Origin of the sequence: Pseudomonas siliginis, from assembly GCF_024072275.1 — a bacterium.
Classification (GTDB): domain Bacteria; phylum Pseudomonadota; class Gammaproteobacteria; order Pseudomonadales; family Pseudomonadaceae; genus Aquipseudomonas; species Aquipseudomonas siliginis.
The window spans coordinates 3,793,609-3,809,581 of the sequence record NZ_CP099598.1 but is presented as its reverse complement, the minus strand read 5'-3'; the positions used below and the strand labels follow the sequence as shown (position 1 = coordinate 3,809,581).

Here is a 15,973-nt window from a genome sequence, read left to right as displayed (position 1 = left end):
GGAGGGCGATCAAATTCTTCTGATTGTTCGGTTTTTTATGCGAAAACAGGATTTAAGCTCGTATTTATTGATTGTTGCGCCAGTCGAACGGAGCGCCTTTTTGAGATATGAATGGTGATGCGTGATGGCTGGCTATTGAAAATATTCGACGTAATTGAGTGTTGTCATACAAGTAGATGGCCTATCGACCGCTAAAATCCATCTCAACCGTCATCCCGCAGTGCTACGATCGGCAAGCCCCGATCACCGGAACCGATCATGCAAGAAGACCTCGACGCGCCCGCGCGCAAACGCACGCACAACCTTGCTCATGACCTGGTGGAAAAGCTCACCCAGAGCATCCTGCTCGGACAACTGTCGCCCGGTGACAAGCTGCCTTCGGAGAACTCCATCGTTCAGGAGCACGGCGTCAGCCGCACGGTGGTGCGCGAGGCGATTTCCAAGTTGCAGGCCTCGGGGCTGGTGGAGACGCGCCATGGCATCGGTACTTTCGTCATCGAACGTGCAGCGGAGCAGGGCCTGCGCCTGAATGTCGACACGGCGCTCGGTGTGCGCAGCATTCTTGAGCTGCGCATGGGCCTGGAAACGCAAGCGGCGGCGCTGGCGGCGCAGCGGCGCAGTGAGCAGCAGGTCCAGCAGATGCGTCAGGCGCTGGATGACTATCAACGGCTGCTGGCCAACAACGACAGCTGCGTGGAGGCCGATCGGCGTTTTCATCTGCTGATCGCCGAGGCCACCGGCAACGCTTGTTTCAGCGAGATCATGCAGCACCTGGGCAGTGCGATGATCCCGCGCAATCGCCTGAATGCCGCCGAGCGTGGCGCGGCGGATCTGAGCAAGCTCGGGCACTTGGCCAATCTGGAACACGAGGCGATTCTGAATGCGATCAAACGTCAGGACGCCGATGCCGCCCGTGCCGCGATGTGGCTGCACCTGACCAACAGTCGCGATCGCTTTACCGCCCAAGGCTGATGCCGCTGGTCTGATCTATCGCACGCCGTCAACGGTCGCGCTTCCAAACAATACGCCCCGGATAATCCGGGACAGTATTGTGAGGTGCAGCATGGCTGATGACTCGCTTGTTCCCGGTGGCGTGGCGCCCACCGAGCAGACCCGCCCCGTATCCGGCACCGACGAGCCGACCCTGAGCGATCACGACGCACCGCCGGGCATGGACCCGGGGCGCGACCCATTGAGCGATGCCGACCGCCCGGATGACTGGAAGGATCCGCCGGATGACGACGATGTACCGCCAGCGGATGAGCCGACGCCGTTGTCCGATGATTTGCGCTGAAGTCCGGATGATCCGCTGAGTTCGCCGGGCTCTTCGCGAGCAGGCTCGCTCCCACAGTGGATGACACAAACTCCCTGTGGGGGCGAGCCTGCTCGCGAAGACGGCATCGGCTTCACAGCAAATTACGGCCATGCGGCGAGTGCCAGACAATATCGCCAGTCAACCAACTCGCAAATCCCGCATCAACAACCCAAAGCGCAAATCCACCGCATCCGGAATCGGCACGTACACCGTATGCCCGTCCCCCGGCGCCACTTCGATCGCTTGGCCGCTGACACTCTGCAATTCATGCAGATCAAAATGGAAATTGCCCTTGGGCGTCATCAGTTCCAGATGATCGCCCACGGCAAAACGATTCTTCACTTTCACTTCGGCCAGGCGATCCCGGCGCTCGCCGGTCAGCTCGCCAACGAACTGCTGACGCTCCGACACCGAACTGCCGTGCTGATAATTCTGATATTCGTCGTGCACATGCCGGCGCAGAAAACCTTCGGTGTAGCCGCGCTGGGCCAGCGATTCCAGATCCAGCATCAGGCTGCGATCGAACTCGCGCCCGGCCACGGCATCATCGATCGCCCGGCGATATACCTGGGTGGTGCGCGCGCAGTAAAAGTGCGATTTGGTCCGGCCTTCGATTTTCAATGAGTGCACACCCATGCGCGTCAGCCGCTCGACATGCTGCACCGCGCGCAGGTCCTTGGCGTTCATGATGTAGGTGCCGTGTTCGTCTTCGAAAGCCGGCATCAATTCGTCGGGGCGGTTGGCTTCCTGGAGCAGGAAGACTTGATCGGTCGGTGCGCCGAGACCCAGCGTCGGCTCGGGTTCAAAGGTCTGGACGATCTCGCCGAGCTGGTTTTCCGTCGCTTCTTGCGCCGTGTACTTCCAGCGGCAGGCGTTGGTGCAGGTGCCCTGATTGGCATCGCGCTTGTTCATGTAACCGGAAAGCAGGCAGCGCCCGGAATAGGCCATGCACAGCGCGCCGTGCACGAACACCTCCAGCTCCATGCCCGGCACCTGCTCGCGGATTTCACCGATTTCTTCGAGCGAGAGTTCGCGCGACAGGATGATCCGGCTCAGCCCCTGTTGCTGCCAGAACTCGACGCTCGCCCAATTCACCGTGTTGGCCTGCACCGACAGGTGAATCGGCATTTGCGGAAAATGCCGGCGCACCAGCATGATCAGGCCCGGGTCGGACATGATCAGCGCATCCGGGGCCATCTCGATCACTGGCGCCAGATCCTTGAGAAACGTCTTCAGCTTGGCGTTGTGCGGGGCGATGTTGACCACGACGTAGAAGCGCTTGCCCTGCGCCTGCGCCTCACGGATGCCCAGCGCCAGGTTGGCATGATCGAACTCGTTGTTGCGCACCCGCAGGCTGTAGCGCGGCTGGCCGGCGTAGACCGCATCGGCGCCATAAGCGAAGGCGTAGCGCATGTTTTTCAGGGTGCCGGCGGGGGCGAGAAGCTCGGGGGCGATGAGAGTCTGCATTTGGGTGTCGGTCGCAAAAGCCGCGCAGGGTAGGGCAGCTGTTGCGAGGGTTTATTGATCTGGATCTATGCTCCATGAATAAACATGGCACTCGCGAGCTCGGCGGCTGACTAAGTGGGGCGGGCGTGCGTGACGCCTGACTGACATGGACCGGATATGAACGAAAAGAGTCTGCAATTCAAATCCCTGACGGTGCTGCTGGTGCTGGTCACGGTGGCCTTTATCTGGATTCTGTTGCCGTTCTACGGCGCGGTATTCTGGGCTGTCATCCTCGGCATTCTGTTTGCGCCGGTACAGCGCAGGTTGCAGCAGAAGTTCGGCTGGCAACGCAACGTGACGTCGCTGTGCACCTTGAGCCTGTGCCTGGTGGTCGCGATTCTGCCGGTGATCATCGTCAGCATTCTGCTGGTGCAGGAAGGGGCGACTGTCTACAAGAACATCGAAAGCGGCGAGCTGGACATCGCTGCGTATCTGGCGCAGTTCAAGCACAGCCTGCCGCCGTACTTTCAGCACTTGCTCGACCGCTTTGGCATGGGCGAACTCGACAGCTTGCGCGAGAAGATCGTCAAAGCGGCGATGCAGGGCAGCCAGGTGCTGGCGACTCAGGCGTTCAGTTTCGGCCAGGGCACGTTCGAATTCGTGGTGAGCTTTTTCATCATGCTGTATCTGCTGTTTTTCTTTCTGCGTGACGGCCCCGAGCTGGCGCGCAAGATGCGCACTGCCGTGCCGCTGGAAGAAAACCACAAGCGCCGCCTGCAACTGAAGTTCAACCGGGTGGTGCGCGCGACGGTCAAAGGCAACGTGGTGGTGGCCGTGACCCAAGGCGCGCTGGGCGGGCTGATTTTCTGGTTTCTCGACATTCCCAGCGCGTTGCTCTGGGCGGTACTGATGGCGTTTCTGTCGCTGTTGCCAGCGGTGGGCGCGGGGATTGTCTGGGCGCCGGTGGCGGTGTACTTCCTGCTCAGCGGCATGATCTGGCAGGGCGTGGTGCTGGGCTTGTTCGGCGTATTCGTGATCGGCCTGGTCGACAACGTGCTGCGCCCGATTCTGGTGGGCAAAGATACGAAAATGCCCGATTACCTGATTCTGGTCTCGACCCTCGGCGGCCTCGCGGTCTTCGGCCTCAACGGCTTTGTGATCGGGCCGCTGATTGCCGCATTGTTCCTGTCGAGCTGGGCGCTGTTCGTCGAGACCAAGCCCAAGGTGCAACTGCCTTAAGCGTGAAACGTGCTGCTGGCGACCTGTTGCGACAAAGCCTGCGCTGCTGGCAACGAGGTGAGCGGGCCGCTGATCGGCTCGCCATCGCGCACCAGATACCAGCAAGCGAGCAAACCGGATGCACGCAGCGAAGCGGGAACTGCGCTGCCGATCACCGACATGATTTGAACCTGTGCCATGGGAAAACCTCCATCAAACTGATGGGGCTACCTTAGGGATTTGCCGGCACGACGGACAATCAACGCTTTCGATAGTGGTCATTGATGCCAGTGAGGTCTGGCGTCATTCCACCACTTGATCGAGCATGTGCATGACTTCGCGCTCATTGAGCAGGCCCTTGTGCACGAGGTTTTCGGCGAGCAGGGACAGCAGCTTGGCGCAGCGATGGCCTTCCAGATGCTTGAGCTCGGTAAGTGCGCTGTACACCTTGCTCGAGGTGCACAGACCGACGATGCGGTGCGGGTTTTGTGTGGGCATACAGTCGTCCTTGTTGTTATCGATCTGTTGTTTACGGACGGATTCAGATTGCGGTTCCGTCATGACAAAGCGGTGACCGTTTGATGAAAAAAGCCCGACGGTCGATTCCATCATGCCGACTTTAGCTGGTCGGACTGTCCTCACAGCGACCTTGGCGCGATTTTTTCAGACCTTCGCCGACCAGCGGTCATAAAAAAGCCCCGCTCGAAAGCAGGGCTCTGTGTTGCGCTTACCAGCGTGGACCGCCGTAGTAGCCATGCGGGCCGCCGTAGTAGCCGTGGGGCCGACCGTAATAACCACGAGGCGGGCCGTAATAGACGGGGGCCGGCTGCACGTAGACCGGTTGTTGCACATACACCGGCGCCGGTTGGTAGTAGACCGGTGGCGGCGGTTGCTGCACGTAGACCGGTTGCGGCTGCACATAAACCGGTTGTTGCTGCACATACACCGGCCGATCCTGGTTGATCAGTGCCGAGCCGATGATGGCCGAGCCGACAATCGCGCCAAACACTGCAGGGCCCTGCCAGCCATGGCCACCACCCGCTTCAGCCTGGCCGGTGACGGCAAGTGCGCCAATCAACAAAGCCATGATGGGAAGTTTACGAATCATGATAAGTCCTCGGTTCTTCGACCCGGCGCCGCGGCCTGAATCAGGCCTACAGTTGTCGCGGGGATACAGCTAAGACAGCAAAATTGCGAAATTCAGCACAGCCGCTGGGTAAATTTTGTGTAAGGTCTGTAGCGGCTTCTTTACCCGGCTGCGCGGCGCCACAAACAAGCCTCAATGATGATTCAGAACCCGGTGGGCTGGCCAATCCCGTCCATCCGAAAGTGCGTTTGAAGGAGAAGTTTCATGCAGATGAACCCGAACAAAGACACCCAATTATGCATGTCCCTGTCCGGGCGCCCGGGGAATTTCGGTCTGCGTTTTCACAACCATTTGTATGAACAGCTGGGCCTGAATTTCTACTACAAGGCGTTCAGCAGCCAGGACCTGACCGGCGCGGTCGGTGGCATCCGAGCGCTGGGCATTCGCGGCTGCGGCGTGTCGATGCCGTTCAAAGAAGCCTGCATTGCCCTGGTCGATGAGCTGGATGCGTCGGCGGCGGCGATCCAGTCGATCAACACCATCGTCAACACTGGCGGCCACCTCAAGGCCTACAACACCGATTACATCGCCGTCGCGCAATTGCTGGAGAGCCACGCGGTGCCGAAAGATTCGACCTTCGCCCTGCGTGGCAGCGGCGGCATGGCCAAAGCGGTGGCCAGCGCCCTGCGCGATGGTGGGTACAAGAACGGTTTGATTGTCGCCCGTAACGAACGCGCCGGCCGCGCCCTGGCGGATTCGCTGGTTTATCGCTGGCAGGCCGAGCTGGGTGACGAGCGCCCGCAGATGCTGATCAATGTCACCCCGGTAGGCATGGACGGCGGGCCGGAGGCGGGGCAACTGGCGTTCGAGCCTGAAGTGATCAAGGCGGCTGAGACTGTATTCGACGTGGTGGCGATCCCTTCGGAGACGCCGCTGATCGTGCGGGCGCGGGCCGAGGGCAAGCGCGTGATCACCGGGCTGGAAGTGATAGCGATCCAGGCGCTGGAGCAGTTTGTCCTGTACACCGGGGTGCGGCCGAATGAGGCGCAGTTTGCGGCGGCGGTGGATTTTGCGCGTAGCTGATTGATCTTTTAGTGGCTGGGCTGGCCTCTTCGCGAGCAGGCTCGCTCCCACAGGTTGAGCTGGAATGCGATTGAATGTGGGAGCGAGCCTGCTCGCGAAGGCCGCGCTGCGGTTCTGGATCACTATCTATAATCCTCGCCAGCACGCACAGATGTGCCCACGACAAAAACCCTAACCGAGGCCGCCCATGCATCCGCCCATCCTCAACCTCAACGAGGTCGAACTCGAAGCCCTTCCCGAAGCCCTGGCCCCTGAAGGCGACACCGCCGGGCGTTATCAGCAGCGTTTCGCGCGCATCGGCCAGCAACTCGGTGCGCAGAAACTCGGTTACCGTCTGTACGCGCTGCCAGCAGGCATGCGCGGTAGTCCATTCCACAGCCATCGGGTCAATGAGGAGATGTTCTACGTGGTGGCCGGGGAGGGCGAGGTGCGCTTGGGAGGCGAGCGTTTTCCGATCCGCTCCGGTGATGTGATCGCCTGCCCACCGGGCGGACCCGAGAAGGCTCACCAGATCATCAATACCAGCGCGGATGAGCTGCGTTATCTGGCGATCAGCACTCAGCAGCAGCCGGAGATCTGCGAGTATCCGGATTCGAACAAGTATGCGGTGATGGATAATTTCACGGTGGATGCCGAGGGCAAGGCCTCGGGCTTTGTCGCTGTCGCGCGGCAGGTGGATGGGGTGGATTATTGGGATGGGGAGTGACGCGGGCTGCTGAATATCGCGCAGACCCTGTGGGAGCGAGCCTGCTCGCGAAGGCGGCAGGTCATTCGAGGTCGTGGTGACTGACACTACGCTTTCGCGAGCAGGCTCGCTCCCACAGAGGTTCTGTTGCGATTATTCGAGGCGGGCCAGGCGTTCTTCCAGTGCGGCGATCCGCGCTTCCAGTTCTTCGATACGCTCCAGGGAAACACCAGCGCTCGAGCGCTCCCCAGGATTTTGCCGCGCCGCCAATATCGCCTCGATATCCGCCGGATCGCCCAAGGCGTGGGTGTAGCGATCCTCACGCTGCCCGGCCTGACGCGGGATCAATACCGCCAGACCGCGTGCGATCAGCCGTTCAAGCTGATGAACCACCTGCTCGGCGTCCTCGAACTCGTGCATGCGTCCGCTGCGGGTCAGCAGTTCGTTGACGGTCTGCGGACCGCGCAGAAACATCAAACCCGTCAGAATCACCTGTGCTGGCACCAGTTCCAGCGCCTTGTCGACCTTGTGCTCCCAGCGGTCGGCGCGGCTGCCCATGACCAGCCGGGTAAACCCACGACCCTCCAGTGCCCGCAGGCTCTGCCCGACCTGGCCCTGATTGAGGTTCATCACCGGCTCGCGACTGGTTTTCTGATTGCAGGCCAGCACCAGCGCGTTGAGGGTCAGCGGATAGGTTTCCGGGCTGGTGGCCTGTTTTTCGATCAGCGCACCGAGAATGCGGATTTCCGTGGCATTTAACCGTGGCTGTTCGGAGGTGGATTCTTGTTCGTTGCTCATCGCGCGTTCCCTCTGCAGTCGAAGCCGCCTAGCCTAATCCTTGCCAAACAAAAGGCAAGCCGTGTGCTCATCAAGCATGGCTATAATCGCCACCACGTATTACCCAGCCATCACATGAGATTGCCATGACCATTTCACTGTACGCCGCATCCGTCCCGGTTTTTCAACAAATGCTCAACGCCCTGAGCGATGTGCTGAAAAAGGCCGAAGCCCACGCCAGCGCGAAAAACATCGACCAGAGCGTCTTCCTGCAAGCGCGTCTGTACCCGGACATGTTCCCGCTGGTGCGTCAGGTGCAGATCGCCGTGGATTTCGCCAAAGGCGTGTCGGCGCGTCTGGCCGAAGTCGAACTGCCGAAGTACGACGACACTGAAACTACCTTTGCCGAACTGCAAGCGCTGATCACCAAGGTTCTGGCCTTCATTGGCGAGATCAAGCCAGAGCAGATCGACGGCAAGGAAGGCATCGAAATCGTGACCCGTCCGGGCACGCCGAAAGAGAAGCGCTTCAGTGGTCAGGCGTATCTGCTGACTTACGGCTTGCCGCAGTTCTTCTTCCACGTCACCACCACCTACGCGCTGCTGCGTCATAACGGCGTTGAAGTGGGCAAGCGCGATTACATGGGCGCGTTCTAAACGCCCGGATACGAAAAAGCCCGCCAAGGTTCGCGCCTTGGCGGGCTTTTGTTTTTCTGTGGGAGCGAGCCTGCTCGCGAATGCGGCGTATCAGGCGATATTAATACTGAATGTCTCGCCCCTTTCGCGAGCAGGCTCGCTCCCACAAGGTAAGGCGGTTACGCCGTACGCTGAGCCTTCTCTTCCTCGCCCAGGCAAGCCGCCGCTGTAAACAGCACGTCAGTCGACGAGTTCAGCGCGGTCTCCGCCGAATCCTGCAGCACGCCAATAATGAAGCCCACCGCCACGACTTGCATGGCAATCTCGCTCGGGATGCCGAACAGGCTGCACGCCAGCGGAATCAGCAGCAGCGAACCACCGGCCACACCGGACGCGCCACAGGCGCAAATGGCTGCGACGACGCTGAGCAGGATTGCGGTCGGAATGTCCACTGCGATGCCTAAAGTGTGCACCGCCGCCAGGGTCAGCACGGTAATGGTGATCGCCGCACCGGCCATGTTGATGGTCGCGCCGAGCGGGATCGATACCGAGTAGGTGTCTTCGTGCAGGCCCAGGCGCTTGCTCAATTCCAGATTGACCGGAATGTTCGCCGCCGAGCTGCGGGTGAAGAACGCGGTAATGCCGCTTTCACGCAGGCACATCAGGGTCAGCGGGTACGGATTGCGGCGCAGCTTCCAGAACACGATCAGCGGGTTCATCACCAGCGCGACGAACAGCATGCAGCCCAGCAGCACCGCCAGCAGGTGCGCGTAGCCCAGCAGCGCGCCGAAACCGGAGGTGGCCAGTGTCGACGCGACCAGGCCGAAGATGCCCAGCGGCGCGAAGCGAATGACCACACGGACGATCACGGTGACGCCGTTGGACAAGTCACCGAGCACTTCGCGAGTGGTGTCGCCGGCATGCCGGATGGCAATGCCCATGCCGATCGCCCAGGCCAGAATGCCGATGAAGTTGGCATTCATCAGCGCGCTGACCGGGTTGTCGACGACGCTCAGCAACAGGCTTTGCAGGACTTCGCCGATGCCGCCGGGCGCAGTCACGGCAACGTTCTCGGTGGACAACACCAGATTTGACGGGAACGCCATGCTGGCGACCACGGCCACCACCGCAGCGCTGAATGTACCCAGCAGGTAGAGGAACAGGATCGGGCGGATGTGGGTTTCCTGACCGTGCTTGTGGTTGGCGATCGAGGCCATCACCAGCACGAACACCAGAATCGGCGCCACGGCTTTCAACGCCGAGACAAACACCTTGCCGATGAACGCGGTGGATTTCGCCAGCTCCGGTGCAATCAGGGCCAGGGCAATACCGGCGATCAGACCAATGACGATCTGGCTGACCAGACTCAGGCGTTTCAGGCGTTGCAGTAACGAAGGGGATGAAGCGGTCATAGCGGCATCTCTGTTTTTTATAGGGTGCGAAGCGTCGTGGGCAGTCACGAAACGCCTGTCGAAGTGACATCAACGCCGCCAAACGGCACGTTGAACAACTGTACGATTTTCAGGGCGCGGACTTTATCACAGCGTAGGCGTGAACCTTCAGGCCTGTGACGATCTGCCACCGGATCGGCCCGGCAGATCGGCAGTTTTGGGCAACTCAGTGCGGACGCAGTCTGTTAAGCTTCGCCATCCTCATTTTCAAGTTCTGCCAGCGGGCCTCCGGGTCATCGCTGGTGTCGTCGTTTTGCTGGAGTTGCGCATGCTGTTGCCTATTCTTCTGTTGTCCGCCGCCGGGTTCACGGTGCTGACCACGGAATTCGTCATTGTCGGCCTGTTGCCGGCGATCGCCCGAGACCTCGAAGTCAGCATCCCGCAAGCCGGGCTGCTGGTGACCTTGTTTGCCTTTACCGTGGCGCTGTTCGGCCCATTCCTGACCGCGTATTTCGCCCGATTCGAACGGCGCAAACTGTTTATCAGCATTCTGATCATGTTCGGCCTGGCCAACACCGTTGCAGCGTTGGCGCCGAATATCTGGGTGATGGCCATCGCACGGTTGATTCCGGCGTTGGGTTTGCCGGTGTTCTGGGCCTTGGCCAGTGAGACGGCGGTGGACATCGTCGGCCCGGATTTCGCCGGCCGCGCCATCGCCAAGATCGGCTTCGGTATTGTCTGCGCCACGGTGTTCGGCATTCCGGTCGGTACGTTGATTTCCGATGCGTTCGGCTGGCGCAGCGCATTCGGCATTCTGGCGTTGATCGCGTTTGCCAAAGCCTTGCTGCTGTTTGTCTATCTGCCGAAAACCAGTCTGCACCAGCATCAGGTCAGCTTCCGTTCGCAATTCAAGATCCTGCGCAGCCCACTGATGCTCGGCCATATCTTGTTGTCGATTCTGGTGTTCAGCGGCATGTTCACCGCGTACACCTACCTTGCTGACATCCTCGAACGTCTGGCCGGTTTCAACGGCACCGTAGTCGGTTGGTGCCTGATGGCGTTTGGCGCCGTCGGGCTCATCGGCAACTCGCTTGGCGGGCGCGCGGTGGATCGGCATCCGCTGGGGGCGTCGGTGTTGTTCTGCGCGTTCATGATCGCCGGTATGGTTTCGCTGGTGCCGAACATTCATTCGCCAGTCGGCCTGGCGGTGGCGATGGGCATTTGGGGCGTGACCCAGGCGGCGTTGTTCCTGGTTAGCCATGTGCGCTTGATGAAAGCCGCGCCGGAAGCGCCGGCCTTCGCCGCGTCGCTGAACATCGCCGGAGCCAATCTCGGTATCGGCTTGGGGGCGATGGTCGGCGGCCGGGTGATCGACAGCGCCGGTCTTGGCTTTCTCGGCTTTGCCGCTGCCGGCTTCATTTTGCTTTCGGTGTTCCTCGCCATGGTGCTGATGACGCTGAAGCCGCGCGAAGTCTGCGCTTCATAATCCGGTAAACAGCTCGCGTCGGGCACCCTCGGTAATCGCTACGATGCCCGGGTGCTTGACCTTGCGCTCCACCGAGATGGCATAGAACGACTCGCTCACCGCGTCGGTCTGGCCGATCAACTCGACGCCGTACTGACGCTTCACTTCCTCGGCAATCACGCTCGGGCCAATAAAGATCCCGCTGCCGGATTGGCCGAAGGCCTGCATCAAAGCACTGTCATCGAACTCGCCGACAATCTGCGGCTGGATCTGCTGTTCGGCGAACCAGCGCTGCAAACGGCTGCGCACCACGGTTTCCGCGCCGGGAATCAGCAACGGTGCGCCGTGCAGGCTGCGCGGGAAATCCTGGCCATACTGCGCGGCAAGTTCGGCGGTGGCGAAGAAGCTGATCCCGCACTCACCGAGCTTCTGGCTGTAGCCTTTGATGTCCAGATGCGAAGGCATCGGGCTGTCGGAAATCACCAGATCCAGACGCTGGATGGCCAGATCAGCGAGCAGACGTTCGAGTTTGTCTTCGCGACAGGTGATGCGCAGCGGCTCGCTCAATTCCATGGTCGGCGCGATCAGGCGATAAACAATGGATTTGGGCACCACGTCGGCCACGCCGACGCGAAAGAGGATCTGCTGCTCGTTGGGCTGCGCTCGCAGCATCAGCTCCAGCTCGCCGCCCAGTTGAAACATCTGCTCGGCGTAGGGCAGGGCCTGGCGCCCGGCTTCCGTGAGCTCCAACTGGCGGCCAACCCGGCGAAACAATTCCACGCCATAGGTTTGTTCGAGCAGTGAAATCTGTCCGCTGATCGTCTGTGGCGTCAGGTTCAGCTGCTCGCACGCCCGGACGATGCTGCCGGTTTTGGCTACAACCCAGAAGTAATGCAGTTGTCGGTAATTGAGCATAGTGATGGCCACTTCGTGAAAACCGAAGTATAGCCGCTAAAAATACGAATTTTCCTGAAGTGTTCATCTCCCTAGAATGCCCAGCCATCGACGGCCGGTGTGTGCGCCTGTCTGTTCATTCGAAGGAAACCTTATGAAATACACATTTCCCGCAGTGATGTTTGCGTCTTTACTGGTTCTGGCCGGTTGTGATCAGGCGGAAAAAAGCGCCCAACAACTGATGGGCGCGGCGGCTGAAACCGCCAAACAAGCAATCGACGACACCCATAAAGCCGCTGAGCAAGCGCTCAGCGATGCCACTGGTGGTTTGATCGAGAAAAAAGAAACACCGGAAAAACAAGCGGAAGAATCCGAATCTTCCTCCAAGACCATCTAAACCGTCTTACACAGAGTCAGGACTGACCCATGGAATATCTGTTAGAACTCGCCGCCAGCCCCACCGCTTGGGTTGCTTTGGCCACACTGGTGGTAATGGAAATCGTGCTCGGCATCGATAACCTGATCTTTATTTCGATCCTGACCAACAAATTGCCCGAACAGCATCGGCAGAAGGCGCGTCGTATCGGTATCGGCATGGCCCTGATTCTGCGTCTGGCCCTGTTGAGCACCATCGCGTTCATCGTGCAGTTGACCGAGCCTGTGATCGAAATCCTTGGCCAGGCGTTCTCCTGGAAGGACATGATCCTGATCGCCGGTGGCCTGTTCCTGGTGTGGAAGGCCACGACCGAGATCCATCACAGCATGGACCCGTCGCCGGAAGACCCGAAGACCGCGACTTCGACCGTAACCCTGGGTTTTGCCGCGGCCATCGGTCAGATCCTGATGCTCGACATGGTGTTCTCGATCGACAGCATCATTACCGCTGTCGGCATGACCGAACACTTGCCGATCATGATCATCGCGGTGGTGGTGTCGGTGCTGGTGATGCTGCTGGCGGCTGATCCGCTGGCCAAGTTCATCAACGACAACCCGACCGTGGTCATGCTGGCGCTGGGCTTCCTGATCATGATCGGCATGACGCTGATCGCCGAAGGCTTCGGCGCCCATGTTCCGAAAGGTTATGTGTACGCGGCCATGGCGTTCTCGGCCGGTATCGAAGTGTTGAACATGCTGTCGCGCCGGGCGAAGCAGAAGAAGGTTGTTCAGCAGGCGTAATCGCTGAGAACACAAAAAACCGCCTGGGCTGTTGAGCTCAGGCGGTTTTTTTTCGCTTTGATGTTGGGGGTGTGGTTTAGAGCTTGCCCCTCATCGGAACGCCGCCCGCCCAGCTCTCTCCCGAGGGAGAGGGGGCCGGTCAGTTCCCTCTCCCTCCGGGAGAGGGCCAGGGTGAGGGGCTCTTGATCTTCAATGCGCAGCAGCGTGCCGCACTGGATGCTTCTCTGTTTCCTCAACCGGCATCGTCTGCACCGGATGATGCCGCCGCGAAATCCGCAGCACACCCCACAACATGGCAGTCGCCACGGCCAGCCAGCCGGCTATTAACATTACGATGGTCATGGTCAGGCTCATTGGTGCCTCCTCTTCGCCCTGCGTCGGGCGCTCGCTTTTCGCAATTCGCTCTATTTCAGTGACAGTCTAGTCAATGGGGTGTTTCAAGCTATTGACCAAAGGTCGTTAGTGACCAATCAGTTTGCTCTATGCAATCGCCCGCTCTGCCGTTTAAGGCTATACCTCTGGCGGGTGCGGCTCTATGATCGCTGGCGTTGCCGGAACACGATGACCGGCGTCTGGAAGAGAGTGATTGATGGTGCAGGTATTTTCTCGAGTGCGCGGAGCGTTGCTTGCCGGCGCTTGCGCGGTGGTGCTGAGCGGATGTGCGGGCAACGTAGCGCCAGAAGTCAAACGCTTGCCGGAGCGAGTTGAACTCAGCGGCACCTTTTATCGTGGCGAAGCCAATCAGAGCGGGCCGCAGGTGCTGGCCAGTCTGCTGTCGCAACAAGGCATCGTCATCACCCCGGGCCTTCTGGAAAAACCGCTGCACTTGCCGGGCGCTGAGGACAAGCTGCAGCAGAACATGCAGAACCTCGCCCGCGAATATGGCCTGGTGGTTTATCCGCTCGACAGCCAGCTGCCAGCCTTGCTGACCCAGGTCGCGGCGGGCTACCCGGTCATGGTGCGTTTCAGTGAAGGTTCGGCATTCTGGGCCGAGCCGCGTTACGCGATCCTGTCCGGCTACGACCGCAACAAACAGAAGGTCCTGCTGCGCGCCGGCATGAATCGTCGGCAGTTGATGGATTTCGGCAGCTTTCAAGCAGCGCTCGAAAAGGCCGGTGGCTGGGCGATCCTGATTCAGAAACCGTCGCAGATCCCGGCAGCCGTCGACCGCTCCCGTTGGCTGAAAGCCGCCGATGAACTGGCGCAGGCCGGTGAAGAAAACGCTGCGGCGCAGGCGCGAAAGGCTCTGGCGGCGCAATAAACCTCCGTTCGTCATCTGCCGGGCACGACTGCGCCGGGCCGGCCTCTGAAGATTAATGCCCGTGCTTCGCGGGTGAATCAAGGAGGCAACATGGCAGATTCCCAAACCCCGAAAGGCCCACACTCGTCCGAACATTCCTCGGGCGATGATCTGGGCTTCGATCCGGATTCGCCGGACCTCGAGGATCCGCAAGTTGATCCGGTCGGTCCGGCTAAGGCCCCGCAGGATGTCGAGCCCGGTGAAGATCCGAAGAAACCGGCCAAGCCCTATGATCCGTTAGCCGATCTGAAACCTTGATGTGAGGTGCGTATGAGTACCGATTCAAGCTTCGATGACCACAAACCTGACAGCGTACCGACCACGCCGGAGCCGGAGGTTGATCCGGTGCTGGACCCGGACAGCCCGATGCGCGACCCGATGGCGCGGCCAAATGTGCTGACGCCGGACGTTTCGCCAGAGCCGAGCTCGGGCGATGGCATTCCTGATGACGACAAGATGCCACTGCCCAACGACTGACGCGCAGACGAAAAAAAGCCCCGAACATTCGGGGCTTTTTCATGATTGCCGGATCTACTTTGCCGCTTCGACCACGCCGCTCTGACGGCTCTTGAGGTTCTTGTCGGCTTTGTATTGCTGTGCCACGGCAGGCACGTTGGCGCTGCGCCCGGTTTCCACCCAGCTGCGGATACGGCTGGCGTCGGCAAAATGCGTGTATTTGCCGAACGCATCGAGAATCACGAGGGCGACCGGACGGTTGCCCATCTTCGTCACCAGCACCAGGCAATGGCCGGCCGGGTTGGTAAAACCGGTCTTGGTAATCTTGATGTCCCAATCGGCCTTATTGACCAAGTGGTCGGTATTGCGGAAGCCCAAGGTGTAGTTGGGCTTGCGGAACGCCACGGTCTTTTCCTTGGTGGTGGTCAGTTGCACCAGAAGCGGTTGCTTGTGCGCGGCCACCAGCAATTTGCTCAGGTCGCGGGCGGTGGAAACGTTGCGCTCTGACAGGCCGGTCGGCTCGACAAAGTGCGTGCTGGTCATGCCCAGCGCCTTGGCCTTGGCGTTCATTGCCGCAATAAAAGCAGCGTAGCCACCCGGATAGTGGTGCGCGAGGCTGGCGGCGGCGCGGTTTTCCGAAGACATCAAGGCGATCAGCAGCATCTCGCGGCGCGGCAGCTCACTCTTGAGTTTGACTCGGGAGAACACACCCTTCATTTCCGGAGTGTTCCTGATGTCGACATCGATCCATTCGTCCATGTTCTGTCGAGCTTCCACCACGACAAGGCCAGTCATCAGCTTGCTGACGGAAGCGATCGGTACGATCACGTCAGGATTGCTGGAATAAATGACTTTGTTGGTCTGCATATCCATGAGCAGGGCGCTGCCGGAAGCGATCTTCAATGTCGAAGCGTCACGTGGAGCAGCGGTGGTTTCCGCAGCGTTGATCGTTGGCGTGATGAATGTGCCTGTAACAGCAAACAACAGGCTCAGAATCGAGAGACGAATTTTCACGCGGGCGAACTCTAAAAGGTTGGATATACCG

At 60.0% G+C, this 15,973-nt stretch carries 21 protein-coding genes; 12 read left to right on the top strand and 9 right to left on the bottom strand.

The features are described from left to right. Window positions 1-258: 258 nt before the first annotated feature. Both NF676_RS17440 and NF676_RS17435 read left to right on the top strand, forming a co-directional pair. Window positions 259-972: a FadR/GntR family transcriptional regulator gene (locus NF676_RS17440; protein ID WP_056788733.1), complete on the top strand. Its 714-nt coding sequence runs from the start codon at window positions 259-261 to the stop codon at window positions 970-972. Window positions 973-1,063: 91 nt separating this feature from the next. After that, window positions 1,064-1,294 carry a hypothetical protein gene (locus tag NF676_RS17435; RefSeq protein ID WP_252886456.1) on the top strand — a complete coding sequence of 77 codons (231 nt, stop codon included), beginning with the start codon at window positions 1,064-1,066 and terminating at the stop codon, window positions 1,292-1,294. A gap of 159 nt (window positions 1,295-1,453) precedes the next feature. Here the strand turns inward: NF676_RS17435 and trhP are convergent, their stop codons facing one another. Then, a complete protein-coding gene (gene trhP, locus NF676_RS17430; RefSeq protein ID WP_252867898.1) occupies window positions 1,454-2,782 on the bottom strand; it encodes a prephenate-dependent tRNA uridine(34) hydroxylase TrhP in 1,329 nt (442 codons plus the stop codon). A gap of 156 nt (window positions 2,783-2,938) precedes the next feature. On the opposite strand from trhP, the gene NF676_RS17425 reads away from it, so the two are divergent. Continuing rightward, the gene (locus tag NF676_RS17425; protein WP_076563570.1) at window positions 2,939-4,000 is read left to right on the top strand and encodes an AI-2E family transporter; all 1,062 of its coding nucleotides are present in this window, start codon (window positions 2,939-2,941) and stop codon (window positions 3,998-4,000) included. On the opposite strand, the gene NF676_RS17420 is transcribed toward NF676_RS17425, so the two are convergent. The 3 genes from NF676_RS17420 to NF676_RS17410 form a co-directional block, all read right to left on the bottom strand. Beyond that, the gene (locus NF676_RS17420; RefSeq protein ID WP_041477171.1) at window positions 3,997-4,179 is read right to left on the bottom strand and encodes a hypothetical protein; all 183 of its coding nucleotides are present in this window, start codon (window positions 4,177-4,179) and stop codon (window positions 3,997-3,999) included. The two genes, NF676_RS17425 and NF676_RS17420, sit on opposite strands and share 4 nt — an antisense overlap. A 103-nt stretch (window positions 4,180-4,282) precedes the next feature. Then, window positions 4,283-4,477, bottom strand: coding sequence for a hypothetical protein (locus NF676_RS17415; RefSeq protein ID WP_016770691.1), 195 nt, complete (start codon window positions 4,475-4,477; stop codon window positions 4,283-4,285). Window positions 4,478-4,706: 229 nt separating this feature from the next. After that, the gene (locus NF676_RS17410) at window positions 4,707-5,087 is read right to left on the bottom strand and encodes a hypothetical protein (protein ID WP_024013471.1); all 381 of its coding nucleotides are present in this window, start codon (window positions 5,085-5,087) and stop codon (window positions 4,707-4,709) included. 243 nt (window positions 5,088-5,330) lie between these two features. Here NF676_RS17410 and NF676_RS17405 point away from each other — a divergent pair, with 243 nt between their 5' ends. Next, window positions 5,331-6,149 carry a shikimate 5-dehydrogenase gene (locus tag NF676_RS17405; protein ID WP_252886455.1) on the top strand — a complete coding sequence of 273 codons (819 nt, stop codon included), beginning with the start codon at window positions 5,331-5,333 and terminating at the stop codon, window positions 6,147-6,149. Between the two features lie 187 nt (window positions 6,150-6,336). Continuing rightward, complete coding sequence (locus tag NF676_RS17400) at window positions 6,337-6,855, top strand: cupin domain-containing protein (RefSeq protein ID WP_252886454.1); 519 nt, start codon at window positions 6,337-6,339, stop codon at window positions 6,853-6,855. A gap of 132 nt (window positions 6,856-6,987) precedes the next feature. On the opposite strand, the gene NF676_RS17395 is transcribed toward NF676_RS17400, so the two are convergent. Continuing rightward, on the bottom strand, window positions 6,988-7,632 hold the full coding sequence (locus tag NF676_RS17395; protein ID WP_041477166.1) for a YceH family protein: 645 nt from the start codon (window positions 7,630-7,632) through the stop codon (window positions 6,988-6,990). 125 nt (window positions 7,633-7,757) lie between these two features. On the opposite strand from NF676_RS17395, the gene NF676_RS17390 reads away from it, so the two are divergent. Continuing rightward, complete coding sequence (locus NF676_RS17390; protein ID WP_041477165.1) at window positions 7,758-8,267, top strand: DUF1993 domain-containing protein; 510 nt, start codon at window positions 7,758-7,760, stop codon at window positions 8,265-8,267. A 158-nt stretch (window positions 8,268-8,425) separates the two neighbouring features. On the opposite strand, the gene sstT is transcribed toward NF676_RS17390, so the two are convergent. Further along, window positions 8,426-9,658 carry a serine/threonine transporter SstT gene (gene sstT / locus NF676_RS17385; protein WP_024013468.1) on the bottom strand — a complete coding sequence of 411 codons (1,233 nt, stop codon included), beginning with the start codon at window positions 9,656-9,658 and terminating at the stop codon, window positions 8,426-8,428. Between the two features lie 307 nt (window positions 9,659-9,965). On the opposite strand from sstT, the gene NF676_RS17380 reads away from it, so the two are divergent. Next, window positions 9,966-11,123 (top strand): MFS transporter, encoded by a 1,158-nt coding sequence (locus NF676_RS17380; protein ID WP_024013467.1) that lies wholly within the window; start codon window positions 9,966-9,968, stop codon window positions 11,121-11,123. Here the strand turns inward: NF676_RS17380 and nhaR are convergent. Continuing rightward, window positions 11,118-12,017, bottom strand: coding sequence for a transcriptional activator NhaR (nhaR, locus tag NF676_RS17375; RefSeq protein WP_016775345.1), 900 nt, complete (start codon window positions 12,015-12,017; stop codon window positions 11,118-11,120). The genes NF676_RS17380 and nhaR overlap by 6 nt on opposite strands. A gap of 133 nt (window positions 12,018-12,150) precedes the next feature. Between nhaR and NF676_RS17370 the strand changes: the two genes are divergently transcribed. Further along, window positions 12,151-12,393: a hypothetical protein gene (locus NF676_RS17370; protein WP_024013465.1), complete on the top strand. Its 243-nt coding sequence runs from the start codon at window positions 12,151-12,153 to the stop codon at window positions 12,391-12,393. Between the two features lie 29 nt (window positions 12,394-12,422). Further along, entirely contained in the window at window positions 12,423-13,172 is a 750-nt protein-coding gene (locus NF676_RS17365; RefSeq protein WP_056788748.1) for a TerC family protein, read from the top strand. Between the two features lie 189 nt (window positions 13,173-13,361). Here NF676_RS17365 and NF676_RS17360 read toward each other — a convergent pair whose 3' ends face one another. Continuing rightward, window positions 13,362-13,526, bottom strand: coding sequence for a hypothetical protein (locus NF676_RS17360; protein WP_252867897.1), 165 nt, complete (start codon window positions 13,524-13,526; stop codon window positions 13,362-13,364). A 235-nt stretch (window positions 13,527-13,761) separates the two neighbouring features. On the opposite strand from NF676_RS17360, the gene NF676_RS17355 reads away from it, so the two are divergent. The 3 genes from NF676_RS17355 to NF676_RS17345 all read left to right on the top strand — a co-directional run bounded on the left by NF676_RS17355 (window position 13,762) and on the right by NF676_RS17345 (window position 14,949). After that, window positions 13,762-14,433: a cysteine peptidase family C39 domain-containing protein gene (locus NF676_RS17355; RefSeq protein ID WP_252882310.1), complete on the top strand. Its 672-nt coding sequence runs from the start codon at window positions 13,762-13,764 to the stop codon at window positions 14,431-14,433. A gap of 90 nt (window positions 14,434-14,523) precedes the next feature. Next, window positions 14,524-14,730 (top strand): DUF6021 family protein, encoded by a 207-nt coding sequence (locus tag NF676_RS17350; protein WP_056788754.1) that lies wholly within the window; start codon window positions 14,524-14,526, stop codon window positions 14,728-14,730. Between the two features lie 12 nt (window positions 14,731-14,742). After that, on the top strand, window positions 14,743-14,949 hold the full coding sequence (locus tag NF676_RS17345) for a hypothetical protein (protein WP_041477156.1): 207 nt from the start codon (window positions 14,743-14,745) through the stop codon (window positions 14,947-14,949). 54 nt (window positions 14,950-15,003) lie between these two features. Here NF676_RS17345 and pbpG read toward each other — a convergent pair whose 3' ends face one another. Next, window positions 15,004-15,942: a D-alanyl-D-alanine endopeptidase gene (pbpG, locus tag NF676_RS17340; RefSeq protein WP_095182110.1), complete on the bottom strand. Its 939-nt coding sequence runs from the start codon at window positions 15,940-15,942 to the stop codon at window positions 15,004-15,006. Between the last annotated feature and the right edge of the window lie 31 nt (window positions 15,943-15,973).